At 66.2% G+C, this 23,160-nt stretch carries 27 protein-coding genes and 1 riboswitch; of the genes, 10 read left to right on the top strand and 17 right to left on the bottom strand.

The window, feature by feature from the left end; all coding sequences use genetic code 11:
* Positions 1–11: 11 nt before the first annotated feature.
* The 6 genes from R1H25_RS06850 to R1H25_RS06825 all read right to left on the bottom strand — a co-directional run bounded on the left by R1H25_RS06850 (position 12) and on the right by R1H25_RS06825 (position 4,974).
* The gene (locus tag R1H25_RS06850) at positions 12–146 is read right to left on the bottom strand and encodes a hypothetical protein (protein ID WP_317223134.1); all 135 of its coding nucleotides are present in this window, start codon (positions 144–146) and stop codon (positions 12–14) included.
* A gap of 11 nt (positions 147–157) precedes the next feature.
* Positions 158–529: a hypothetical protein gene (locus R1H25_RS06845; protein ID WP_317223133.1), complete on the bottom strand. Its 372-nt coding sequence runs from the start codon at positions 527–529 to the stop codon at positions 158–160.
* A gap of 6 nt (positions 530–535) precedes the next feature.
* Positions 536–955, bottom strand: coding sequence for a hypothetical protein (locus R1H25_RS06840; protein WP_317223132.1), 420 nt, complete (start codon positions 953–955; stop codon positions 536–538).
* Complete coding sequence (locus R1H25_RS06835) at positions 952–1,458, bottom strand: fimbrial protein (RefSeq protein ID WP_317223131.1); 507 nt, start codon at positions 1,456–1,458, stop codon at positions 952–954. Before R1H25_RS06835 ends, R1H25_RS06840 begins: the two co-directional genes overlap by 4 nt.
* Before the next feature lie 32 nt (positions 1,459–1,490).
* Positions 1,491–3,977 (bottom strand): fimbria/pilus outer membrane usher protein, encoded by a 2,487-nt coding sequence (locus tag R1H25_RS06830; RefSeq protein ID WP_373695553.1) that lies wholly within the window; start codon positions 3,975–3,977, stop codon positions 1,491–1,493.
* Between the two features lie 79 nt (positions 3,978–4,056).
* Complete coding sequence (locus R1H25_RS06825) at positions 4,057–4,974, bottom strand: fimbrial protein (protein WP_317223130.1); 918 nt, start codon at positions 4,972–4,974, stop codon at positions 4,057–4,059.
* 254 nt (positions 4,975–5,228) lie between these two features.
* Here R1H25_RS06825 and R1H25_RS06820 point away from each other — a divergent pair, with 254 nt between their 5' ends.
* From R1H25_RS06820 to R1H25_RS06810, 3 genes are read left to right on the top strand one after another with little or no spacing between them, the layout of a single operon-like run.
* Positions 5,229–5,741 carry a fimbrial protein gene (locus tag R1H25_RS06820; protein WP_317223129.1) on the top strand — a complete coding sequence of 171 codons (513 nt, stop codon included), beginning with the start codon at positions 5,229–5,231 and terminating at the stop codon, positions 5,739–5,741.
* A 59-nt stretch (positions 5,742–5,800) separates the two neighbouring features.
* The gene (locus tag R1H25_RS06815; RefSeq protein ID WP_317223128.1) at positions 5,801–6,523 is read left to right on the top strand and encodes a fimbria/pilus periplasmic chaperone; all 723 of its coding nucleotides are present in this window, start codon (positions 5,801–5,803) and stop codon (positions 6,521–6,523) included.
* 45 nt (positions 6,524–6,568) lie between these two features.
* Positions 6,569–6,940, top strand: a complete 372-nt coding sequence (locus R1H25_RS06810) for a DUF805 domain-containing protein (protein ID WP_317223127.1) — start codon at positions 6,569–6,571, stop codon at positions 6,938–6,940.
* Between the two features lie 156 nt (positions 6,941–7,096).
* Here the strand turns inward: R1H25_RS06810 and thiL are convergent, their stop codons facing one another.
* The 5 genes from thiL to R1H25_RS06785 all read right to left on the bottom strand — a co-directional run bounded on the left by thiL (position 7,097) and on the right by R1H25_RS06785 (position 11,000).
* Positions 7,097–8,059 carry a thiamine-phosphate kinase gene (thiL, locus tag R1H25_RS06805; protein WP_317223126.1) on the bottom strand — a complete coding sequence of 321 codons (963 nt, stop codon included), beginning with the start codon at positions 8,057–8,059 and terminating at the stop codon, positions 7,097–7,099.
* Between the two features lie 125 nt (positions 8,060–8,184).
* On the bottom strand, positions 8,185–8,664 hold the full coding sequence (gene nusB / locus R1H25_RS06800) for a transcription antitermination factor NusB (protein WP_005408062.1): 480 nt from the start codon (positions 8,662–8,664) through the stop codon (positions 8,185–8,187).
* Positions 8,661–9,128 (bottom strand): 6,7-dimethyl-8-ribityllumazine synthase, encoded by a 468-nt coding sequence (ribH, locus tag R1H25_RS06795; RefSeq protein WP_005408061.1) that lies wholly within the window; start codon positions 9,126–9,128, stop codon positions 8,661–8,663. Before ribH ends, nusB begins: the two co-directional genes overlap by 4 nt.
* Before the next feature lie 148 nt (positions 9,129–9,276).
* The gene (ribB, locus tag R1H25_RS06790; RefSeq protein ID WP_317223125.1) at positions 9,277–10,377 is read right to left on the bottom strand and encodes a 3,4-dihydroxy-2-butanone-4-phosphate synthase; all 1,101 of its coding nucleotides are present in this window, start codon (positions 10,375–10,377) and stop codon (positions 9,277–9,279) included.
* Positions 10,374–11,000, bottom strand: a complete 627-nt coding sequence (locus tag R1H25_RS06785; protein WP_317223124.1) for a riboflavin synthase — start codon at positions 10,998–11,000, stop codon at positions 10,374–10,376. The genes ribB and R1H25_RS06785 overlap by 4 nt, the downstream gene beginning before the upstream one ends.
* A gap of 74 nt (positions 11,001–11,074) precedes the next feature.
* Positions 11,075–11,220: riboswitch (FMN riboswitch) on the bottom strand.
* A 192-nt stretch (positions 11,221–11,412) separates the two neighbouring features.
* Here R1H25_RS06785 and R1H25_RS06780 point away from each other — a divergent pair.
* The 4 genes from R1H25_RS06780 (at position 11,413) to R1H25_RS06765 (ending at position 14,115) form a co-directional block, all read left to right on the top strand.
* Positions 11,413–12,036, top strand: coding sequence for a hypothetical protein (locus R1H25_RS06780; RefSeq protein WP_049445008.1), 624 nt, complete (start codon positions 11,413–11,415; stop codon positions 12,034–12,036).
* Between the two features lie 153 nt (positions 12,037–12,189).
* Positions 12,190–13,074 (top strand): hypothetical protein, encoded by an 885-nt coding sequence (locus R1H25_RS06775; protein ID WP_317223123.1) that lies wholly within the window; start codon positions 12,190–12,192, stop codon positions 13,072–13,074.
* 1 nt (position 13,075) lies between these two features.
* A complete protein-coding gene (locus R1H25_RS06770; protein ID WP_317223122.1) occupies positions 13,076–13,711 on the top strand; it encodes a hypothetical protein in 636 nt (211 codons plus the stop codon).
* Positions 13,712–13,884: 173 nt separating this feature from the next.
* Positions 13,885–14,115, top strand: coding sequence for a hypothetical protein (locus R1H25_RS06765; protein WP_317223121.1), 231 nt, complete (start codon positions 13,885–13,887; stop codon positions 14,113–14,115).
* Between the two features lie 33 nt (positions 14,116–14,148).
* On the opposite strand, the gene ribD is transcribed toward R1H25_RS06765, so the two are convergent.
* The 6 genes from ribD to R1H25_RS06735 form a co-directional block, all read right to left on the bottom strand.
* Positions 14,149–15,234 carry a bifunctional diaminohydroxyphosphoribosylaminopyrimidine deaminase/5-amino-6-(5-phosphoribosylamino)uracil reductase RibD gene (gene ribD / locus R1H25_RS06760; RefSeq protein WP_317223120.1) on the bottom strand — a complete coding sequence of 362 codons (1,086 nt, stop codon included), beginning with the start codon at positions 15,232–15,234 and terminating at the stop codon, positions 14,149–14,151.
* Positions 15,235–15,327: 93 nt separating this feature from the next.
* On the bottom strand, positions 15,328–15,849 hold the full coding sequence (nrdR, locus tag R1H25_RS06755) for a transcriptional regulator NrdR (RefSeq protein WP_004143350.1): 522 nt from the start codon (positions 15,847–15,849) through the stop codon (positions 15,328–15,330).
* Between the two features lie 149 nt (positions 15,850–15,998).
* Positions 15,999–16,448 (bottom strand): hypothetical protein, encoded by a 450-nt coding sequence (locus R1H25_RS06750; protein ID WP_088480874.1) that lies wholly within the window; start codon positions 16,446–16,448, stop codon positions 15,999–16,001.
* 27 nt (positions 16,449–16,475) lie between these two features.
* Positions 16,476–16,895 (bottom strand): hypothetical protein, encoded by a 420-nt coding sequence (locus tag R1H25_RS06745; RefSeq protein WP_088480875.1) that lies wholly within the window; start codon positions 16,893–16,895, stop codon positions 16,476–16,478.
* A 67-nt stretch (positions 16,896–16,962) separates the two neighbouring features.
* A complete protein-coding gene (glyA, locus tag R1H25_RS06740) occupies positions 16,963–18,216 on the bottom strand; it encodes a serine hydroxymethyltransferase (protein WP_010481990.1) in 1,254 nt (417 codons plus the stop codon).
* A 184-nt stretch (positions 18,217–18,400) separates the two neighbouring features.
* A complete protein-coding gene (locus R1H25_RS06735; RefSeq protein WP_088480877.1) occupies positions 18,401–18,874 on the bottom strand; it encodes an RcnB family protein in 474 nt (157 codons plus the stop codon).
* Positions 18,875–19,127: 253 nt separating this feature from the next.
* Here R1H25_RS06735 and ettA point away from each other — a divergent pair, with 253 nt between their 5' ends.
* The 3 genes from ettA (at position 19,128) to R1H25_RS06720 (ending at position 23,107) form a co-directional block, all read left to right on the top strand.
* A complete protein-coding gene (gene ettA, locus R1H25_RS06730) occupies positions 19,128–20,792 on the top strand; it encodes an energy-dependent translational throttle protein EttA (RefSeq protein WP_005412220.1) in 1,665 nt (554 codons plus the stop codon).
* A 244-nt stretch (positions 20,793–21,036) separates the two neighbouring features.
* The gene (locus R1H25_RS06725) at positions 21,037–21,726 is read left to right on the top strand and encodes an outer membrane beta-barrel protein (protein WP_317223119.1); all 690 of its coding nucleotides are present in this window, start codon (positions 21,037–21,039) and stop codon (positions 21,724–21,726) included.
* Between the two features lie 64 nt (positions 21,727–21,790).
* Positions 21,791–23,107 (top strand): NCS2 family permease, encoded by a 1,317-nt coding sequence (locus R1H25_RS06720; RefSeq protein WP_005408048.1) that lies wholly within the window; start codon positions 21,791–21,793, stop codon positions 23,105–23,107.
* Positions 23,108–23,160: the final 53 nt, after the last annotated feature.

The raw sequence follows: 23,160 nt of genomic DNA, 5'->3' as shown, positions 1-23,160 counted from the left end.
TGCGCCTTGCCTCAGTAGTAGTCAGCCATCAACACGGCCTCACCCACGATGGCGCCGGCCTTCAGCGGCTGGCCTGCCAAGCGAATGTAGCGCGCGGTGAACGGGATATCTTCCGCCGCGCCGGTGGAGTCGGTATGTGCCCACACGCGCCCCATCATCAGCGGCGCCCCTTGTGCAGAACCTGCAGGCCCACCCCCAGCGCTTCGGACCCCGCTGCGGGCACCAGCACATCGGTGGCGTTGCCGCGGTCGCTGGCATCGTGGATCTGCAGCGACACGGGCCGCCCCGGCACCCCGCACTGCATGGTGACAACGAAGTTCTTGTCCCCGCCGGTGGGCACCGCTTCCATATCGCGTGCAGCAATCGGGTCGAGGGTTACATGGGCGTTGGACAACGCGTAGGTCGTGCCCTGGAACTCATAGCCGATCTCGAAATGGAACTCGGCAGCGCCGGAGCCGTTGACCCGCACCATGCCCAACGGTTTCTGCAGCTGCGGCCGCATGCTGCCGCCACGGGAATAGAAGAGCAACTGCGCCTAGGTCCGGCTCCTTGCGCGCGGCAGATACCAGGGATTGCTGACGGACACATCCAACGGCACGGTCAGTCCTTCGTCGCCGTTGTCGGGTTCGCTCTCGAACCAGATGGTCATCAAGGGCGAATCCGGGCCCGTCTCGTAGGCAGGCGCACCATCGATATGGCGAACGTAGGTGAGTCCCCCGATCGACGGCTGCAGCGACACATGTTCATCCGCATCGCAGTCAAATTGAATGGACTGGCTTGTCGCAGTGTGCAGCAGCACATCCGGCGCCGGCACGAATCGCACCGGAACGTTCTGCACATACGTCACGCTGGGGGCCGATGGCACGCACAACGCCTGCGCCGAGCCGGCAACGCCGACCAGGGCAAGCAGTACAAGGCAGCGCGCCGCCAGGGGCTGCAGGGTACTCGCGGTCATTCGTAGGCCGCCGTCACAACAATCTCGGTGGAAACTGCCCCGGCATTGATGCCACTGGTGCTGGGCAGGTAGTAGCCGGCGCGCAGCGGGTAGGACGCCGTTGCACCGGCCACGGTCAACGTATCGGTGTCACCGTTCTTCAGATAGATCGTGCCGGAATTCCCCGCCAGCAGCGCGATGCTCACTCCGGCGGCCGCATCGGTGGTGGCGGTGTTCTTCCAGCGCTCCGTGTCTCCATCGGCAGCGGTGCCATCAAACGACAGGCGCGCACGCATTACGCCTACGCAGCCGGTGAAGTTCAAGGCGCCTGCCTTGAGCTTGTTGTCACCCACAGTCATCTCATCAGCCTTGACCGGGTCCAGGGTGATGGCCGGCGCGGCCAGGGTACAGGTGCCGGGCAATACGCGGCCGCTGATGGTGAGCGTGGCGCTGTCTGCCAGGGCCACAGGCGCGATTGCCAGCAGAACAGCGGTGGTGGGTAGGCGCAGGGATCGAATATTCATCGAAGAAGTCTCCGTTTGGAAGCAGGAAAGGGTCAGTGAACAGCCGGCGCGCTGGCCTGCAGGCCAGGCACAGGCAACGGCTGTGGGGCACACACGGCTTGACTCCAGGACAGGCCATAGGCGTCGGGTGCGTCCGGCATGCGGTACTGCAGTCGACACCGGCGCGGCCCGTCTGGATCGACGATCAATGCACCGTCGTCCTGTGCCCCGCGCAGCTGGATCACACCGCCCTGACCCACCGCGCCCAGCGGCCGGCCATCGTCATCTTCCACGCGTGCGGCAAACGGGAGCGGCTGGCCCAATGCGTCGGTGGCATCGATGAACAAGGTGCGTTCGCGGCGTACCTCGAACGGCACCCGCACGATGCCACCAGCCGTAGGCGCCACACGCTGCGAGGTCTGCAGCAGCTCCACTTCCAGCGGCAGGCCTGACGGATCCAGATCGATGCGGTTCCAGCGGTACGGGCTGACATGTGGCAGCAGCGCGTAACCGTTGCGGCCGATGCGGATATCCGCACCGGTACCCACGCGGGCGCCCTGTGCGCCAGGCGCCTGTACCAGCACGAAGCCTTCGCCCACCGGCGGGCCAAAGTTGATACCGCCCCGATGCAGCACCACGCTGCCGGCCGCGCCCAGGGTGATGCTGTGGTTGCCGGCATTTCGGCTATAACCGGCATTCGCGTTCAGGTGGCTGCCCTGGTAGCCCAGATAGGCACTGTGTGCCGATGCACCTTCGCTGGCGTCGCTGGCCGACACACTGTAGTTGAGGTTGCGGTCCTCGCCCAACGTGCCGTTCAGACCCAACTGAGCCTGCTTGCCCTGCCCGGCATGGCTGAGCTGGGTATTCAAGCGCGGTGCATTGGTGGTACGCCCCAACGGCACGCTGAGGGTGAAGCTGTAGCGAGTGTCCTGGCGGTCGTTGCCAAGCCGGTAGCGCAGCGCCGAAACGCCGTAGTTGACCCGCCCGGCCACGCTCTGGAAGCCAAGCTGGAAATCGTTCTGGCGGCGCGCGCTGTCCCAGTAGCTGACGTGGCCACCGCTGAGGTACAGCGAACTGCGCTCACCCACGCGCTGGGAAAAGTTGATCTGGTAGCGCTGCCGCGCGCGGCTCGCGTAGCCCCAGTCATCCTGCAGCGCGCGGGCGGTATCGGCCAGGCTCATGTAGCCGCGCGTGCTGTAGCGATAGGCCGCCAGGCCAACGTTGGTGCCCGTGCGTGCCACATAGCGCTGGTAGTTCAGGCGATAGCTGTTGCCAGTGGCCTGCATGGCGTTATGCAGGCGTGCCCGCGAGTGGGTGACGTCGGCACCGAAGGCGCCCATCGGTGTGTTGACCGCCGCACCCGCAAGCAGCGCGGCGTAGTGCTCACCCAACTGCGCACCGCCCAGCACTGTGAGGTGGTTGCTGATGCCGCGCGCGTAGCTCCCCTCGGCAAAGCGCAGCGGTTGCAGGGTGTCCTGCCGACCCCGCAACGCACCGGCCGTGGCAGAGAACCGCGTCGCCCCCGCCCGCAACGCCTGCGGTACGGCAGAAAAGTTGACAGTGAAGGACTGCTCACGGCCGTCGGCCTCGGTCACGGTGACCTGCAGATCACCGCCGAAATTTGTGGGATACAGATCCTCGATGGAAAACGGACCGGGTGCCACCGTGGATTCGTGGATGATGTTGCCGTTCTGGCGGATGCGCACGACCGCGTTGCCTTCGGCGATGCCCTGCACCACCGGCGCATAGCCACGTAGGGAGTCAGGCAGCATGCGCTCATCGGTGGCCAGGCGGACACCAGTGAACGCCACGCTCTCGAACAGCTCGCCACCGGTGCTGCCCTGGCCGATCCACAATTGGCTGTTCCAACCGGAAATGTCGCGTTGCAGGTGGCTGCTGATGACCTCGCGGCGGCGGCCCATCGGCCCGTCGCTGAACGAAGCACGGTGGCGCAGGCGCCACGCGCCCAGGTTGAAGCCGGCACGCACGCCCAGGTAGCTGCTTTCGGTACCGCGGTTGCGGTAATGATTGGCGCTGTAATCGACGAATCCCGCGATGATGCCTGCGTCGCGATCGCCGGGCGGCACGTAGCCGCGCGGACTTCGCGCCTGTGCGGCCTGCGGCACACTGATGTCCAACTGCAGGGTGCTGCTGTCGAAGCGGACAGTGGCACCTTCAATGACCCTGGCAAGATCCAGGCAGCCGGGCTGCGCCGCCAGCGCGTCGCGGTAAGCCGACTTCAGCGACAGCGCATCCAGCAGGGCAGGCGATACACACGGAACGGCTGTCGCGCTGCCGGGCACCGCGGTAAACGTGATATCACGGCTGCTGACGAATTCGCCATTGACCCTTACATCGACACTGTAGACGCCTGCCGCCAGCGGATTGCCGTGCGCGTAGCGCGCCATATCGATGGCGCTGCCGCCGATCATGAAGCCATCGCTGAACTCAAGATCGTCTGCCGGTGCGGGGGCGCCCTGGGCGACGGGAATGGCGGCCAGGGTTAACAGGATCGCGTGTGGCAGCGCGCGGATACGCACACGTTGCCACGGTGCCCGGAGGGTAGCTGATGCCCTGCCGCGATACCGTGGGATGGGAGTGTGGACTCGCATGACAGCCTCAGCGGTAGTCGGCGGTCAGGACGGCTTCGCCGTTGATGTCGCCGGGCAGCACCGCGTCTGCACCACGCAGGTAACGCGCCGAGAAGCCTATGTCTTCCAGCCCACCCGTGGAAACGCCGTGCGACCAGCGTTCGCCATAACGTACCGGCGTACCCGCACGCAGCAGCTCGATGCGTACACCCTGCGCATTGGAGTCAGCCGTAGGCTGCAGCGCGCTGCCCACGTTGGCAGGATCATTCGCATCGGACAGCGAAAGTTCCACACTGATGCCGGGACCCGGGCAGCGCATGACCACCGCGATGGGCTTTTCACCTGCGCTGTCACCCACCCGTGCCAGTGCGTCTGCATTGACATCATCCAGTGTCAGGCTTGCATCGGACAGCCTGCAGGCCGGCGCCCGCGTATTGATACCGATACTGATCGGCACCACGCGCTGCAGCGCAGGAAAGTTCTGCGGCCAGGTGGTGGCCGTGCCCAGAACGGTGTAAGGAACCGAAGTCATCACACCACCGCGTGAGATGACGTACACCAGCACCTGCGAGCGATACTGGTCCTGCCCGAGCCTGCTGGAATTCGGATCGACGGTGCGTCCCAGTGCGAGCGGGACCTCGTGGGTTGCCCCACCGAAGTAGCCGGAGTTGTGTTTGAACACCAGCAGCGGCGATGTCGCGCTTGTCGCATAGGCTGGAAAGACAAGCCCATCCATCTGCACATCCTGCACGTAGGTCAGTCCGCTGATGGCAAGCTCGATCTCGATGGGCTGCCGGCCGGAACACCCGCTGAATCCGAAGGCGCTACCGCGCCAGGGAATCATGCCGAGCCGCTTTCCCACCGGATCCGCATTGGCCACCTCCACAGTGCCGTCAACAGACTGAGGAGGCATGAGTGCGGTACAGGCGACTGCGGCGATCGGCAACGTAGAAAGTGCTGCGAGAGCGCACATTCTTGCGACTGCTGATGGTGACATGGCTAGGGTACGCGACAGGGGAAGGCGCGCAGTCTAGGCTGCGATGCCGGTCGGCCCTATGCAATTAATTGCAATTGACGATCTCAACGGCACTTTTTGCAACTTGTTGCATTGGCCGGCAGCAGCAAGGTGCGGACACTGCGACCCAGCAACCGGGCGCAACGGCGACCGCGTTGCTCCTTCACTCTGCTTCGAGACACATCATGACCACTTCATTCCGTTTGCTGGGCCTGTCCCTGCTGATCGCCGCCGCGCCTGCTGCCCATGCCGAGCAACTTGAAATCACCGGCGAACTGATGACCTCCACCTGCACAGTGCAAAGCACTGGCGGCACCCTCACCGTGCCGATGGGCAAGGTGGACCTGGTATCAGTCAACGCCGGTACGCGCGCCGGCCAGAAGAACTTCAGCATCAACCTGGACTGCACCGGCTCAGGCGCCGCGCAGGAGGTGGGCGTGCGCTTCGGCGGTACGCCCGATGGCAGCACCGGCAACCTGGCACTGACAGCCGCGTCCACCGCCTCCAATGTGGGCGTGGCCCTGTACGACGCTGGCGGCGCCCAGCAGAAGATCGGCGATGACCCGGCGGTGTGGGTGACCATTCCGGCCGGTGGCGCCGGCCAGCTGGACTACTCCGCGTGGTATGCATCGCCGGCGCAGAACGCCACGGCCGGTACCGCCAATGCGTCAGGCGATTTCGTGGTGCTTTACAAGTAAGCACACCTTGGCGTGCCTGCACTCTGCGGTGCAGGCCGCCACCTTCAACGAGGTGACACATGACATTCCGCGCATCTACGTGCATGTGCGCGCTGCTGGCTGCGGCCGCCGCGCTGCCGGCATCGGCAGCGGTGACGCTGCAGGGCACGCGCGTCGTGCACGACATGAGCAAGGGCCGCGATGTGACGGTCAAGGCCAGCAACAGCGGCGAGCTGCCCGCGATGACCCAGGTCTGGATTGACGATGGCGACAGCCAGAGCCGGCCGGAACAGGTGCGTACCCCGTTCCGGCTGACCCCGTCGGAACCGCGGCTGCTGCAGGCACAGCAGGGGCAGGCCTATCGCATCACCTATGCGCCGCGTCCTTCGGAAGCACCGCTGCCGACCGACCGCGAATCGGTGTTCTACTTCAACCTGTTGGATATACCGCCAAAGCCGAAGGATGCCGCGTCGAAGAACCTGCTGCAGTTTGCGGTGCGCACGCGGGTGAAGCTGTTCCATCGTCCGGCCGGCCTGCCAGGCAATGCCCGAGATGCGGCTGACCAACTGCAGTGGCGCGCGCAGGCGGGCGGCCTGCAAGTGAGCAACCCCAGCGCCTACCACGTGACGCTGAGTACGCTGACCCTGCCCGATGGCAGCAAGGTGGACGTGGACATGATTGCCCCCGGTGCGCAGGTGAACCTGCCGCTTCCTGCAGGTACAGCGATGCCGGCGACGCTGAAATTCCAGTGGCTCGATGACTACGGCACGCCGCGCGATGCCGAAGCGACCGTCGTTCGCTGATTCCAGCCGCGACGGCATTCAGTCCTTCAAAGAGAAATATCCAACATGAAAAAGATGATCACGCCCCTCACTCGCTACGCGCAGTTCAGTGGGCGCTCCAGCCGCAGCGAGTACTGGTGGTTTCAGGTGTTCATCATGATCATTTCGATTCCGCTGTACATGCTGAGCTTCTACGCCGGTTACAGCGGTTCGCAGGGCTTGGCCCTGTTATCGACCGGCCTGAGTGTGGCGATGTGGTTGGTGTTCGCCTTGCCGTGCATTGCAGCAACCGTCCGCCGCCTGCACGACACCGACCGTTCGGGCTGGTGGATGCTGCTGGCGTTCGTACCGTTCGTCAGCCTGGTGCTGCTGGTGTTTCTGGTGCTGCCCAGCCCTCCGGGCGACAACCGCTTCGGTGCGCCCGTTCCGCACGTATAACCTCCCCGCTTGGGTAGGTGTCGACCTTGGTCGACACGGAGTGGGGCACGGGCGGCTGACACATTCGTGCCAACCAAGGTTGGCACCTACCAGAGCAATGCCCAGGTGCTGACCCCACCCCGAAGGTTGGCACCCACCAGGGCAGTACCGCTGCTGCTACGCGAAGTGCTGGTAGCCGCCGTCGGCGGCTTCGCCGTCCACGTGCACGCCCTGCCCTTCGGCGATGCGGCCGATGCGGGTAAGCGGCACGTCCAGCGATTCAGCCAGGTAGTGCAGCGCATCGCGCTGGTCGGCGGCAGCGGTGAAGCACAGTTCGTAGTCGTCGCCACCGCGAAGTGCGCAGTCACGCGCACCCTCGCGGCCGAGCAGCTCACGCAGCGCGTGCGAGATCGGCAACGAATCGGCATCGACGTGCGCGGCCACATTGCTGCGCGTGGCAATGTGGCCCAGATCGGCCAGCAGGCCGTCGGACACATCCACCGCGGCATGCGCGAATGCACGCAGGCGCAGGCCCAGGGTCACGCGCGGCGTCGGCCGCAGCAGGCGCAGGCGCAGGCTTTCGTAGTCGGCCAGCAGCGTGGCGGTGGTTACGCTCAGCGCGCCCTGCTGCCACAGGCGTAGCGCACCGGCGGCGTCACCCAGCGTGCCGCTCACCCAGATGTCATCGCCTACTTGTGCGCGATCGCGGCGCAGTGCCTGACCGCGTGACACCTGCCCCATCGCGGTAACCGACAGCGACAGGGGGCCACGCGTGGTGTCACCGCCGATGAGAGCGATGTCGTGCTGGTCGGCCAGTGCGAAGAAGCCATCGGCGAAGGCATCGATCCAGTCTTCGCTGGCCTCGGGCAACGACAGCGCCAGCGTGCACCAGGCCGGTCGCGCGCCCATCGCGGCGAGGTCGGACAGGTTGACGGCCAGCGTCTTCCAGCCGATGTCGAACGCCGAGGTTTCGGCCGGGAAATGCACGCCACTGTTGAGCGTGTCGGCGGTGACCACCAGTTGCTCGTTCGGGCGCGGCTGCAGCAATGCTGCGTCATCGCCGATGCCGAGCACGATGTCGTCGCGCTCGACGGTGCGGGCGCGGATGCGGTCGATGAGGGCGAATTCGGCCAGGGACATGGGGCGGTCTGCTGTTATGTAGAGCCGAGCCATGCTCGGCTGCAGTTCGATCACGCGCCGCAATGCCGGACGCAACCGTGCGCTGCACGGTGAGCCGAGCATGGCTCGGCTCTACAGAAACCGGGTCAGTGACCCGATTCGACCTTGCGCCATTCCACGGCGGCACGATCCAGCACGCCGTTGACGTAGGTGTGGCCGTGTTCGGAACCGAAGCGCTTGGCCGATTCGATGGCTTCGTTGATCACCACGCGGTACGGAACGTCCAGGCGGTAGCGCAGTTCGTAGGCGGCCAGGCGCAGCACCGCGCGTTCGATCGCGTCCACTTCCTCGATGCCACGGTCCAGGTACGGGCCGAGCGCTTCGTCGATGTCGCGGCGGTTGTCGAGCACGCCGTGCAGCAGCGCTTCGAAGTACGCCAGGTCGGCGATTTCACGGGCCTGCTCGTGGGCGAACTGGGCGATCAGCGACTGGGCGTTGCCGCCGGAAATCTGCCAGGCGTAGATGGCCTGCACGGCACGACGGCGCGCGCGCGAGCGCAGCACCGGATCGACGCCATCGCGGCGGACGGGTTTACCGGAGGGCTTGCCCTGGGTGTTCTTGTTCATGGCAGTTGCTCCAGCAGGTTGACCATTTCCAATGCGGCGAGTGCGACTTCTTCGCCCTTGTTGCCGTGGCTGCCGCCGGCACGTGCCTCGGCATCTTCAACGCGTTCCACCGCCAGCACGCCGTTCAGCACCGGCACGCCGAAGTCCAGCTGCACGCGCATCAGGCCTTCGGCGCAGCGGTCGGCCACGTGTTCGTAGTGGCGGGTATCGCCACGGATCACACAGCCCAGGGTGAGGATGGCGGCGTGTTCATGGGCGGCGGCCAGGCGCGCGGCCACCAGCGGCAGTTCCCAGGCTCCCGGCACGCGGATCACGTCGATGTTGGCTTCGGTGATGCCGTTGCCGGCCAGGCTCTGGCGGGCGCCAGCGACCAGCGTGTCGGTGATGCGGGCATTCCAGCGGCTGGCCAGGATGGCGAAGCGCGCCGATTCGGGAGTGCGAAGATCGCCTTCGAAGTGGCTCATATGCGGCTTGGGGGACTCGATAAGGGGGTAATTCTAGCGTGGATGGGCCCCGGCCGTGGCTGGTGGGGGCTTGGCATCCGCCGGGCATGGCCCGGCGCTACCGGGGTCGGATCCCGCACCGCGGGCTCCGACCCCACCGGGCGGCGGCTTACGGGGTGACCGTCTCCACCACTTCCAGGCCGTACCCGGCCAGGCCGATCTGGCGGCGCGGGGTGCCCAGTACGCGCAGCTTGCCCAGGCCCAGGTCGGACAGGATCTGCGCGCCGGCACCGTTGCGGCGCCACTGGCTCACGTCCTTGTCCTTGCCCGGCACCACCGGCGCCGGCTGCTGGCGCAGGCGGGCCAGCAGGGCTTCGCCGTCGCGCGGGGCCGACAGCACCACCATCACGCCACTGCCTTCCGCGGCGATCGCGCGCAGGGCATCGGTGGCCGCCACGCCGAAGTCATCGCGGCGCCAGTGCAGCAGGTCGGCCAGCGGGTTTTCCACCTGCACGCGAACCAGGGTGGGCGTGTCCGCATCCGGGGTGCCGCGGACCAAGGCGAAATGCAGGTCGTGGGCGATGCGGTCGCGATAGGTGACCAGCTTGAACGGTCCGAACTCGGTGTCGATATCACGCTCGTCCACGCGTTCGACGGTCTTTTCGGTGGCCAGGCGGTAGGCGATCAGGTCGGCGATGGAGCCCATCTTCAGGCCGTGCTCGCGGGCGAACACTTCCAGCTCCGGGCGGCGCGCCATGCTGCCGTCCGGGTTGAGGATCTCCACCAGCACGCCGGCCGGTTCCAGCCCGGCCAGCATGGCCAGGTCGACGCCGGCTTCGGTGTGCCCGGCGCGGGTCAGCACGCCACCGGGCTGGGCGATCAGCGGGAAGATGTGGCCCGGCTGGTGCAGGTCGGTCGGCTTGGCATTGGGCTTTACTGCGGTGCGGATGGTGTGTGCGCGGTCGTGTGCCGAGATGCCGGTGGTCACGCCCTCGGCCGCTTCGATGCTGACGGTGAAGTTGGTCTGGAACTGCGCGGTATTGGCCTGCACCATCGGCGCCAGGCCGAGGTCGGCGGCGCGGGTGCGGGTCAGCGGCAGGCATACCAGGCCACGGCCGTGGGTGACCATGAAGTTGATGTCCGACGGCTTGACCAGCTCGGCGGCCATGATCAGGTCGCCTTCGTTCTCGCGGTCTTCGTCATCGACGATGACCACCATGCGGCCCAGGCGGATGTCTTCCAGGATGTCCGGAATCGGGGCGAAATTCATGCGGCATCTCCCTGTGGGTGCTGACCGTTGGCCGGCACACTGATCAGCCGCTCCACGTAACGGGCGACCAGATCGATTTCAAGATTGACCGCGCTGCCCACGCCTGCGGCGGAGAAGGCGGTGTTGGCGACCGTGTGCGGGATCAGGGCGACTTCAAAACCTTCATCGTCCACTTCGTTGACGGTGAGGCTGACGCCATCCACGCAGATCGAGCCCTTCTTGGCGATGTAGCGGCGCAGCGAGGCCGGCGCGGCGAAACGCCAGCGCTGGGCACGCGCGTCTTCATGGATGGACAGTACCTTGCCGAGGCCGTCGACGTGGCCGCTGACCAGATGGCCGCCGAGGCGGTCGGTCGGGCGCATGGCGCGCTCCAGGTTGATGACCGCACCCTCGCCCAGCTGGCCCAGCGTGGTCAGGCCCAGGGTCTCGGTGGACGCATCGGCCTGGAAGCTGCTGGCGTCGAATGCGATGACGGTGAGGCAGACGCCGTTGATGGCAATGCTCTCGCCCATCTGCACGTTGTCGAACGGCAGATTCCCGACATTGAAGGTGAAGCGGACATCGCCGCCGATGGATTCGCGTGCGGCCAGACGGCCGACGCCTTCGATGATTCCAGTAAACACGTAACGTTCTCCGCGAAAAGTGAGCGAAAAACGCCGCAAGGCAAACAGGCGCACGCAGGGCATGAGCCCTGTGGCACCGTCTTCTTTCATCCGGACTATGACCGTCGGCTCCGGCATTGGACCGGATCTGCTGACCCCCGGCCGTGGGCCGGGGCGCTCGCGGGCTTGTGCTTGCGCACCTACCGCCGGTGGGGAATTGCACCCCGCCCTGAAGACGTTTGTATACCGGCGAACCGGCCCGCGTAGTGTACCAGCCTGGGCTGAACGGGGCCGGCGACCCCTCGCAGCCTGTGACGGCCGTCGCTCGCATTTTGTAAAACTTTCATTAAAATCGCTCACCGGACGACATGAGGTCGCCACGGGCTGCCCGGAGGGCCGGCCCGCCAATGGACTGAAATTCACAGGAATTCCCATGCGCAAGATCCTGATCGTGGCCGCCCTGCTGGCCGCCGCCCCGTTCTCGGCTTCGGCCGACGCCCTGAGCTACACCTACGTCGAAGGCGGCTGGACGCAGGTCAAGACCAACGACGACCTGCTGGATGACCCGAAGGTCGACGGCGGCTATCTGCGTGGCTCGGTCGCCCTGTCCGAACAGGTCCATGTGTTCGGTGGCTGGACCTACGCCAGCAAGTCGTACAACTACGACTACGGCTCCTACAAGCTGAAGCTGAACCAGCCGGAGCTGGGCATCGGCTACCACATGCCGTGGACCGACCGCGTCGACTTCACCGCTGACGCCGCCTGGGTCCGCCAGCAGGCCGAAATCACCGTCAACTCCGATTTCTACGGCCGCCTGCGCAACAAGGACCACACCAACCTGGGCCGCGTCACCGTGGGCCTGCGTGGCAAGCCGTCGCGCATGACCGAAGCCTGGGTCAAGACCGGCTACATGGACGGCGGCAACAACTTCAAGGGCACCTGGGTCGGCACCCTGGGTGGCCAGATCAACTTCACCAAGACCTGGGGTCTGGTGGGCGAGATCTCCGGCTACCGCGATGTCACCCAGTACTCGGCCGGCGTCCGCGCCAGCTTCTGATCCAACGATCGCTCCTCGTCGTGCGATCGAACGGGCCCCGCAAGGGGCCCGTTTTTTTTGTCCACTGCACACCGTCACCTGGCTGCACCGTGCCATCGAAAGTGTGGGCAGATGCGCTAGGCTTGCGCGCCTCTGGAACAGGAAAACACCGTCATGAAGACTCCCGCCCGTACCCTTCTGGCCAGCGTGCTGCTGTGCTCCCCGCTGATTGCCAGCGCTGCACCGGCCCAACTGGCGCCCGAGCAGGCCTTCGACCTGTATGCACGCGTGCTGCTGGAAGACGACGCAGCCGCCACGCGCATGCTCAACGACGCACTGAAGCCGGCGTTCGAAGGCCAGGATGCCGTGACCCCCAACCCGGGTGCGCTGGCCAAGGCATTGGCCGAACCCTGGCAGACCGTACTGGCCAGCACCGGCGCCAAGGTCGACGCTGCGGCCACTGAAGCGCTGTATGCCAAGGCGCTGCGTGACTCGAAGTGCCGCGCGACCAAGAGCGTGATCGAAGACAACGAATACGTTGAAGACCAGAAGCTGGCGCGCATCACCTACAGCTGCCAGCTGCCGGACCTGGGCAAGGTCCGCCCGCTGTTCGCCGCCAGCCTGGCCGACGATGCCAGCCCGGCCTCGCGCAAGCAGTTCACCGATGCCTATGCCCAGGCACTGCAGAGTGGCGCGCGCGTGCCGGTCAGCGGCACCTTCACCCTGTACCCGGCCAAGGACAACGGTTACTGGTACAGCGGCAACTTCGATGACCTGGTGGGCACCGTGGCTGGTGCGCTGGCACCGTTCGAGGACTGGATGCAGGACGCGCAGGCAGCCAACGCGCCGAAAGTGACCGGCGTACCCGGCTGCGACCTGCTGCTGCAGCAGCACCGCGCCTGCGTGGCGAAGATCGCACCCGACCAGATCAGCGGCGTGGACGCGATGGCCGAGGAACTGAAGGCCAAAGCACAGGTGAAGTCGACCGATGAGATGACGCAGGAGTGCAAGGCACTGCGCCCGATCGCCGAGATGATGTGGACCGACGAGTGCAGCTGAGGTGGTTTCGCTGAAACACCTGGGGCTGGCCGCACTGCTGGCCCCTTGCAGTGCAATGGCCGCTGCCGAAGCGGCATCGCCCGCAGAGTTGTTCGATCTGCATGCACAGGTGATCGTGCATGGCGATGCCCTCGCGCAGAAGGCGCTGGCAGCGCAGCTGGAGATGGATGACGCGCCAGCCTTCGTTGCCGCGTTGGCGGCTGCAAGCCGACTGGATGAAGCCCCCGAGCTCGCTGGATGGCCGGCTGCTGCACAGGCCCTGCGCGAGCGGCAGGCCTCGGCACAGTGCAAGGCCGATGGCGTGCGCTGGCCGCAGGGCCATGACGGCGACGTCGCAGAAGTGGCGTATCACTGCCGGCTTCTGGATCTGTCAGGCCTGCTTCCGCTCTATCGCCAGCACCGTGTTCCCTTCAATGGGCCGCATCCACCGCAGATGTCCCCACCTCTGGCGGCCGCCTACACGACGGCGATGCACAACGCGCCCGATCGCGTGCGCAGCGGCACACTGATCTTCCAGCGCACTGGCGGCCACCGCGCGTGGCACGTGCGCGACCCGGGCCCGCTGATGGCGCTGGTGGCCGACGCCTTCCTGCCGTTCTTCGAATGGAACGAGCATCTGCCGGATGATTCCGGGTAGCACTGGGCCGCATCTCGGCTCACGGTCGCGGATGACGACTGCATCCGCATTTTCAGAACCGTTGCATGGCCCCGCGTGGCCTGCGTGGTCAATGCTGTTGCCCTGTTCCACCGGGGCACCCTTCGATTGCCTTCGAGTCAAGCCAGCTGAGCGACAGGCAGCTGGATGCGTGGATGAGCGAGGACGACGACTGCCACGCGCTCCTGAAGTATCACGATCAGTGTGCCGTGCTGGTGCAGGCGGATGAGTACGACGACGGTTTCACCCGTCACCAGCTGCGGTTGAAGGCCAGGCAACTGCCGGGCGAGGCACTGGGCACGTACTGCCGCGACCTGCATGTGCTGTGGAAGGAGCAATGGAAAGGACAATGCCCCGTCGGCGAAGACGACGAAGAAGGCGCCTGATGTCGGCGGAACAGCCTTCGCCGGGTCATTGCCTCACGGGCGCAGCAGCAGCCTGATGTCCTCGCCCACTTGCCGCTGATCGATCACACGCAGGCGACGCTGCTGGTCCATGGCGTCGATGCCGAGACCGGCCAGCAACGGGCGTCCGTTGTCGCCCAGCAACGTGGGGGCCTGGTACAGCAGCAGTTCATCCACCCAGCCACCGCGCAGCAGCGCACCGGCCAGTGTCGCGCCGGCTTCGGTATGCACTTCGTTGATGCCGCGCTCGGCCAGCAGCGCCAGCACCGCGCCCAGATCCAACCGTCCCTCTGCGCTGGGCACGCTGGCAAATTCTGCGTCCGCCGCATCCGGCGCACTCACCGCCGCATCGTGCAGGTACAGCGTCGGTGCCCCGCCCTCACGCACACGACGGCACTCCAGCGAACGCAGGCGCGAGTCGAGCACCACGCGCAGTGGCGGCATCACCTCGGTGCCGGCCAGGCGCACGGTCAGCATCGGGTCGTCGGCGAGTACGGTGTCGGCACCGGTAAGGATCGCACCGGCACGCGCGCGCCAGTGCTGCACGTCCTCGCGCGCGGCCGGTCCGGTGATCCACTTGGAACTGCCGTCGGCCATCGCGGTACGACCGTCTAGACTGGCGGCAAGCTTCACCCGCAGCCACGGACGATTGCGCTCCACGCGTGACAGGAAACCCTTGTTGATCTCACGCGCCTGCGCCGCCATCAATCCTTCGGCGACCTCGATGCCGGCATTGCGCAGCAGATCAAAGCCACCGCCATCAACCTTCGGGAACGGATCGCGCATCGCCGCGACCACGCGCGACACGCCTGCTTCGATCAGCGCCAGCGCACACGGCGGCGTGCGCCCGTAGTGAGCGCAGGGCTCCAGAGTGACGTAAGCAGTGGCACCGCGGGCCTCGCTGCCGGCCTCGCGCAGCGCGAACACTTCAGCGTGCGGACCGCCGGCGCGCTGGTGCCAGCCCTGCCCGACCACGCGTTCGCCATGGGCGATCACGCAGCCGACCATCGGGTTGGGACGGGTGGTGTAGGCGGCACGCTCGGCCAGGCGCAGCGCGTTGGCCATGTGCAGGTGGTCGAGAACGGAGAACGGGGTGGTCATGCGGCCATGGTAGCGCCGTTGGTGGCGGTGTAGATCCACGCCATGCGTCGATGGGCTCCACTGTGCCAACCAAGGTTGGCATCTACCGGGGCGTCAGCCCTTCTTCTTCTTGGTCAGGGCAATCACATCGCCCAGCAGCTGCAGCTGTTCGGTACTGGACGGCAGGTCGCGCTCAAGCTTCTCGATCTCCTCGCGGAAATCGGCCACGTCCTCGAAACTGCGGTAGACCGAAGCGAAGCGCACATAGCCGACATGATCGAGCTTGCGCAGTTCGTTCATGACGAACTCGCCGACCTTGATCGAGGGCACTTCGCGCTCGCCGCTGATGCGCAGCTGGTGGACCACGGCGCGTACCGCCGCTTCGATCTTGTCTTCGGCCACCGCACGCTTCTGCAGCGCGCGGTCAAAGCCAGCTCGCACCTTTCGCTGGTCGAACGCCTCGCGGGTGCCATCGCTCTTGACGATGGCCGGCAGCTTCAGCTCGACCGTTTCCATGGTGCTGAAGCGCTCGCCGCAGGCTTCGCATTCACGCCGACGACGGATCGTCGCGCCGTCTTCGGAGACGCGCGAGTCGATGACCCGGGTATCGGCATGTTGGCAGAAGGGGCAATGCATGGAACGCCTGGCTCAGGGAAGTACCTATTGCCACGGTCATGGCAGCGTCGCAAAGGTACCTGAGAAAGGGCCCCGCAGCAAATGCTGTCTGCGCGGAAGTGCCTGCATTTCGGCCGAACAGAGCCTCCAGCGCGGTCAGCGCTGCGCGTTCAACCAGGTGCCGGCGCCGCCGAGGCCGCGCGTGCCCAGCGCAACCACGCCAGGTGCCCGGCCATCACCAGCAGCGGCGGGCCAAAGCCGAGGAAGGCCAATGTAGAGATTTCCCCGTGCTTGAAGGTGAAGTACAGCGTGGCGGCAACGACGCCCAACGCGGCCAGCGCCCCCACCCCCAGCCCTACCCAGGCAACAACCGGGGAGTGGCGCAGGCCGGTGACACCGCGCCACAGGAACAGGCCGCTCAGCCACAACCAAGACAACGCGCCCAGGATTCCGGCCGACGACCACAGCAGCAACAGCCTGTGCTCGTCGCCCGTCAGGTACTTGCCGTCCCATACGACCATCAACCCCAGCACGGCACCCGTGCCGCCTGCCGCCACGGTGGGCAGGCCCACCAGCAGGCCGGCGATCGCCATCCAGCGTTTGTGCAGACGCTCATCCATGCGTTCGATCTCCTTCCATGGGCCACGTCATGCGCGGCATTTGATCCACACCAGCATCGCAGCCGGCACCAGCATCGACGGGCCCAACAGCAACACGCCGATGCCTTCGGCATGCACGGCGATGCCCCACCACAGCGCCAGCCCCAGCGGGGGCAAGGCGGCGAGACCGCCCGCCAGCAGCATCCACCACCAGAGGCGGTGCACGTGCAGCCCGGCACGCCCCTGCAGCAGAAAACCCGCGCTGAGCCACAACCAGGCCAGGCAGCCGGCAATGCCGGCCAGGCCCCACAGCGGCATCACCGTTACCGAGGCCAGCGTGCCATGACCGAACTGGCCCAGCCCCATCAGCAGCAGCATCGTCGCCGCCGCGCCGCCCATCACCAGGCTGGGCAGGCCAAACAGCACCGCCAGCGCGGTGTACAGATACTTGAGGTGGCGCTCATCCATGCGCGGCATTCCTGCTGGCGGGGTCAGAGCCCTTCCCTGCGGGAAGGGATCCGACCCCACTCCCTGATCAGCCGTAGACCGGGTACTTGCGGCACTGCGCACTGACGGCGTCGCGCACGCGGGCGATGACAGCGTCGTCGTTCGGCGCGTCGAGCACGTCGGCGATCCAGTTGGCCAGGTCCACGCAGTCCTGTTCGACGTAACCACGGGTGGTCACCGCCGGGGTGCCCAGGCGCAGGCCCGAGGTGACGAACGGCGAACGCGGGTCGTTCGGCACCGAGTTCTTGTTGACGGTGATGTGGGCCTTGCCGAGCGCGGCTTCCGCATCCTTGCCGGATACGTCCTTGCCGATCATGTCCACCAGCATCAGATGGTTCTGGGTGCCGCCGGAAACGATCTTGTAACCGCGCGCGATGAGCGTGTTGGCCATCGCCTGGGCGTTCTTCACCACCTGCTGCTGGTAGGCCTTGAAGCCCGGTTCCAGCGCTTCCTTGAAGGCCACGGCCTTGCCGGCGATGACGTGCATCAGCGGGCCGCCCTGGATGCCCGGGAACACGATCGACTGCAGCTTCTTGACCAGGTCTTCGTCGGCGCCCTTGGCGACGATGATGCCGCCACGCGGACCGCGCAGGGTCTTGTGGGTGGTGGAGGTGACCACGTGGGCGTGTTCCAGCGGGCTCGGGTAGACGCCCGCAGCCACCAGACCGGCAACGTGCGCCATGTCCACGAACAGGTACGCACCGACCTTGTCGGCGATGGCGCGGAAGCGCGCCCAGTCGATCACCTGCGAGTAGGCCGAGAAGCCGGCCACGACCATCTTCGGCTTGTGTTCCAGGGCCAGGCGCTCGACTTCGTCGTAATCGATCAGGCCCTGGTCGTTCACACCGTACTGCACGGCGTTGAACAGCTTGCCCGAGGCGTTGACCTTGGCACCGTGGGTGAGGTGGCCGCCGTGGGCCAGGCTCATGCCGAGGATGGTGTCACCCGGCTGCAGCAGGGCGAAGTACACGGCCTGGTTGGCCTGCGAACCGCTGTGCGGCTGCACGTTGGCGTAGTCGGCGCCGAACAGCTGCTTCAGGCGGTCGATCGCCAGCTGCTCGGCGATGTCCACGTATTCGCAGCCACCGTAGTAGCGCTTGCCCGGGTAGCCTTCGGCGTACTTGTTGGTCAGCTGGCTGCCCTGGGCTTCCATCACCGCCGGGCTGGTGTAGTTCTCGCTGGCGATCAGCTCGACGTGGTCTTCCTGGCGCTGGGTTTCAGCGGCGATGGCCTTGGCCAGTTCGGGATCGTAGGATTCGATGCGGACGTCACGCGGGAACATCGGGTACTCCAGCAGGCAGGGAAAAGGGGGTACGGCTCAGCCCCCGATTGTAGCCCCGCACCGGCCCGCTGGGGCCGAAACAGACGGGGCCGGCATCCCCGAAGGAATCCGGCCCCGTATGGTTTCGACTGCGCTGCCCCGGCGTACCGGTGGTGCCTCGCCATGCGTGGATGTGGCTGTCGCCTCAGCGGTTGTTGAGCACGTACTGGGCGATCACGCCGGTGGCGATGGCGACCAGCAGCATGTTGCCGCGGTCATCGCGGATCCACTGGTGCCCGTACGGCGGGCGGCGCAGGTTGTAGCGCGGGTAGTCGTTCACCACGTAGATCGGGCCGCGGTAGTAGTCGCGGTAGCGGTGGCCGACCTTCCAGCCATAGCCCGGGCCGTAGGCCGGTCGATAGACCACGCGCGGCGGTGCCGGGCGGTAGTAGCGGTCATGGTCGCGGTGCCAGTCGCGGCGGTCGCGTTCCCAGTCGCGACGGGCCTCGCGGCGGTCGCGCTCCCAGTCGCGGCGGTCCTGGCGCCACTCACGGCGATCCTCCCGCCACTCACGGCGGTCGTGGTCGCGGCGATGGTCGTTGTCGGCGAAGGCCGGGGCCACGGCGCCCAGCGCCAGCACAGAGGCCACGGCGCCGGCCATTACTCGATTGATGCGCATGTCAGACCTCTGCTCGGGTGGGTGGTGAGCCCATATTGCGCAACCGATCTGAACCGTTTCCGGCTGGAAACGCTTCCCGTTGCAGGACTGTGACCCAGTATTCAGGCCACGGCCAGCCCGGCGGCGCTTCCCGGGCGCGGCCCGGAACCGGTTCCGGCTATAATTGGCGGTATTCCATTTCAGTCTGTGCCCGCTGCCGCAACGGGATCTTCCCGTGACGGACCGGGCGCAGGGCCGCGCCTACGGAGACCGCATGTCCTCGCAATACATCTACACCATGAACCGCGTGTCCAAGGTGGTTCCGCCCAAGCGGCAGATCATCAAGGACATCTCGCTGTCCTTCTTCCCGGGCGCGAAGATCGGCCTGCTGGGCCTCAACGGCGCCGGCAAGTCCACCGTGCTGAAGATCATGGCCGGCGTGGACACCGATTTCGAGGGCGAAGCCCGCCCGCAGCCGGGCATCAAGGTCGGCTACCTGGCGCAGGAACCGGAACTGGACCCGACCAAGACCGTGCGTGAAGCGGTCGAGGAAGGCGTGGGCGAAGTGCTGCAGGCACAGGCCGCGCTGGACGCGGTGTACCTGGCCTACGCCGAAGAAGGCGCCGACTTCGACGCGCTGGCCAAGGAACAGGAGCGCCTGGAGGCGATCCTGGCCGCTGGCGACGCGCACACCCTGGAAAACCAGCTGGACGTGGCCGCCGATGCGCTGCGCCTGCCGCCGTGGGATGCCGTGGTCGGCAAGCTGTCCGGTGGTGAAAAGCGCCGCGTGGCGCTGTGCCGCCTGCTGCTGCAGAAGCCGGACATGCTGCTGCTCGACGAACCGACCAACCACCTCGACGCCGAGTCGGTGGAATGGCTGGAACAGTTCCTGGCGCGCTACACCGGCACCGTGGTGGCGGTCACCCACGATCGCTACTTCCTGGACAACGCCGCCGAGTGGATCCTGGAACTGGACCGCGGCCGCGGCATTCCGTGGAAGGGCAACTACACCGACTGGCTGACCCAGAAGGATGAGCGCCTGAAGCAGGAAGACAACCAGGAAAAGGCCCGCCAGAAGGCGATCCAGAAGGAACTGGAATGGTCGCGCCAGAACGCCAAGGGTGGCCGTACCAAGGGCAAGGCCCGTCTGGCCCGCCTGGAAGAACTGCAGTCGGTCGATTACCAGAAGCGCAACGAGACCAATGAAATCTTCATCCCGCCGGGCGAGCGCCTGGGCAATGCGGTGATGGAGTTCAAGAACGTCTCCAAGAAGTTCGGCGACCGCCTGCTGTTCGACAACCTGAGCTTCCTGGTGCCGGCTGGCGCCATCGTCGGCATCATCGGCCCGAACGGTGCCGGTAAGTCGACCCTGTTCAAGATGATCACCGGCCAGGAAAAGCCGGATACCGGCGAGATCGTGGTCGGCCCGACCGTGAAGCTGTCCTACGTGGACCAGAGCCGCGATGCGCTGGAAGGCAACCACAACGTCTTCCAGGAAATCGCTGGCGGCCTGGACATCCTCAACATCAACGGCATCGAGATCCAGTCGCGCGCCTACATCGGCCGCTTCAACTTCAAGGGCCAGGACCAGCAGAAGATGGTCGGTTCGCTGTCCGGTGGTGAGCGTGGCCGCCTGCACATGGCCAAGACCCTGCTGCAGGGTGGCAACGTGCTGCTGCTCGACGAACCGTCCAACGACCTGGACATCGAAACCCTGCGTGCGCTGGAAGATGCGCTGCTGGAGTTCCCGGGCAACACCTTCGTCATCTCGCATGACCGCTGGTTCCTGGATCGCATCGCGACCCACATCCTGGCGTTCGAAGGCGACTCGCACGTGGAGTTCTTCCAGGGCAACTACCGCGAGTACGAAGAAGACAAGCGCCGCCGCATGGGCGACGACGCGGCGCCGAAGCGCCTGCGCTTCAAGGCGCTGAAGTAAGCCACACCGCAGGAAACGAAAGGCCGCGCTCGCGCGGCCTTTCGTCTTTCAGGCATTCCTGTCGCCATGGATGCCCGCTTTCCGGGTGTTTTCGCCAGCCGGGATTCAACCGTTGATGAACGCAGACGCCTCAAGCGGGCTTGAATCCTTGTCGTAATCGGACTTTGCAATTCGTTGTATGTTTTCACTCGCCTGCATCGGTTTTCCTACGTTCCCGCTTCATCCCCCAACGTAGGAAACCGCAATGAAAGCACTGATCATCACCACGGCAGCCCTGCTGCTGTCGAGCACCGCCACGGCCGCGACCACCGACTGGGACGGCTTCTACCTGGGTGCCCAGGCCTCGCATGGCGAGGGGCACAGCAAGGACCGCAGCAATGCCAACGCCTCGGAAAAGAGCGTGCGCGGCTTCACCGGCGGCGTGCAGGGTGGCCGTCGCTGGCAGTTCGACAACAACATCGTGGTCGGCGTTGAAGGCGCGCTGTCATTCGGCAACGTCAGCCGTGACTGGAAGGATCGCGAGCAGCACCGGTACAGCCCGTATTACGGCAGGGACGCGGTGACCCGTTCGGGCACCTTCGATGTGACGCTGGGCCGTGCGATGGGCCGCTGGCTGCCCTACGTCGGCGCGGGCGTGACCGTGGCCCAGCAGGAATTCACCCTGGGCTGCGACAAGTCGCTGGTGGAAGCCACCAACGGCTGCCGCGTGGCCGAGTTCGAGACCCGCGCCTCGCACCTGTCCACCGGCGCCCACGCCACCGCAGGCGTGCTGTACCGCTTCAATGACCGCCTCTCGGCCGGTGCCGAATACCGCTACACCCACCTGGGTTCCAGCCCGGTGACCCTGGAAGACCCCAACTACCCCGCTGCGGCGCGTCGCAGCTTCCATACCGACTACAGCAGCGTTACGCTGAAGTTGAACTACCACTTCTAACCGCCTGGCGACGCACCCGCAGGTCCCCCGGGGCGGCAGGGCGCGCAGGCATGAGAGATCTGCGATGTCCCTGTTCGAGCGCCTGTTCCAGCTGCAGCAGCACGGCACCACCGTGCGCACCGAGCTGCTGGCCGGTGTCACCACCTTCCTGACGATGTCCTACATCGTCTTCGTGAACCCCGAGATCCTCGGCACCACCGGCATGGATGCCGGTGCAGTGTTCGTGGCCACCTGTCTGGCCGCAGCGCTGGGTTCGGCAGTGATGGCACTGGCCGCCAACTTCCCGGTCGGCATGGCACCGGGCATGGGCCTGAACGCATTCTTCGCCTTCACCGTGGTCGGCGCCGCCGGACTGCCGTGGCAGCAGGCATTGGGTGCGGTGTTCATCTCCGGCCTGGTGTTCCTGGTGCTGTCGCTGACCGGTGTACGCGCGTGGCTGGTGTCGGGCATTCCGTCGTCGCTACGCTCGGCCATCGTGGCTGGCATCGGCCTGTTCCTGGCGATCATCGCGCTGCAGAAGTCGGGCGTGATCGTCGGCAATGAAGACACGCTGGTGGCGCTGGGTCCGTTGAACACGGCGCCGCCGCTGCTGGCGCTGGCTGGCTTCCTGCTGATCGCGGTGCTGGAAGCGCGCCGCATCCGCGGTGCGATCCTGATCGGCATCCTGGCGGTGACCGGCGCTGGCTGGGCATTGGGCGATGTGCAGTACCAGGGCCTGGTCTCGCTGCCGCCGAGCCTGGCACCCACCTTCCTGCAGCTGGACCTGCCGGGCCTGCTGCACCATGACGGCGGCGCACCCATCGCAGTACTGCTGCAGGTGGTGCTGGTGTTCGTGCTGGTGGAAGTCTTCGATGCCACCGGCACGCTGTACGGCGTGGTCGGTCGCGCCGGCCTGCTGAAGCTGCCGGGTGCGCAGAAGCGTTTCGGCCGCGCGCTGCTGGCCGACAGCACCGCGATCGTGGCCGGTTCGATGCTCGGCACCAGCAGCACCACGGCCTTTGCCGAAAGCGCTTCGGGCGTGCAGGTGGGCGGCCGCACCGGCCTGACCGCACTGGTGGTGTCGGCGCTGTTCTTGGCCGCCCTGCTGTTCTCGCCGCTGGCGGCGATGGTGCCCAGCTATGCCACCGCACCCGCGCTGCTGTTCGTGGCCGGCCTGATGCTGCGCGAACTGGTGGAAGTGGACTGGAGCGACCTGACCGAATCGGTGCCGGCCGCGCTGTGTGCGCTGGCGATGCCGTTCACCTACTCGATTGCCAACGGCCTGGCGTTCGGTTTCATTGCCTATGCCGCGCTGAAGGCCGGTACCGGGCGTTGGCGCGAAGTGCATCCGGCGGTGTGGCTGGTGGCGGTGCTGTTCACCCTGCGCTATGCGTTGGAATAAGCGGTAGGCGATGCCGGCCAGCGGCCGGCACTACCAGAGCGCGCTTCGGCCCG

Origin of the sequence: Stenotrophomonas veracruzanensis, assembly GCF_032911525.1 — a bacterium.
Classification (GTDB): domain Bacteria; phylum Pseudomonadota; class Gammaproteobacteria; order Xanthomonadales; family Xanthomonadaceae; genus Stenotrophomonas; species Stenotrophomonas africana.
This window is presented reverse-complemented; position numbering and strand designations above follow the sequence as displayed.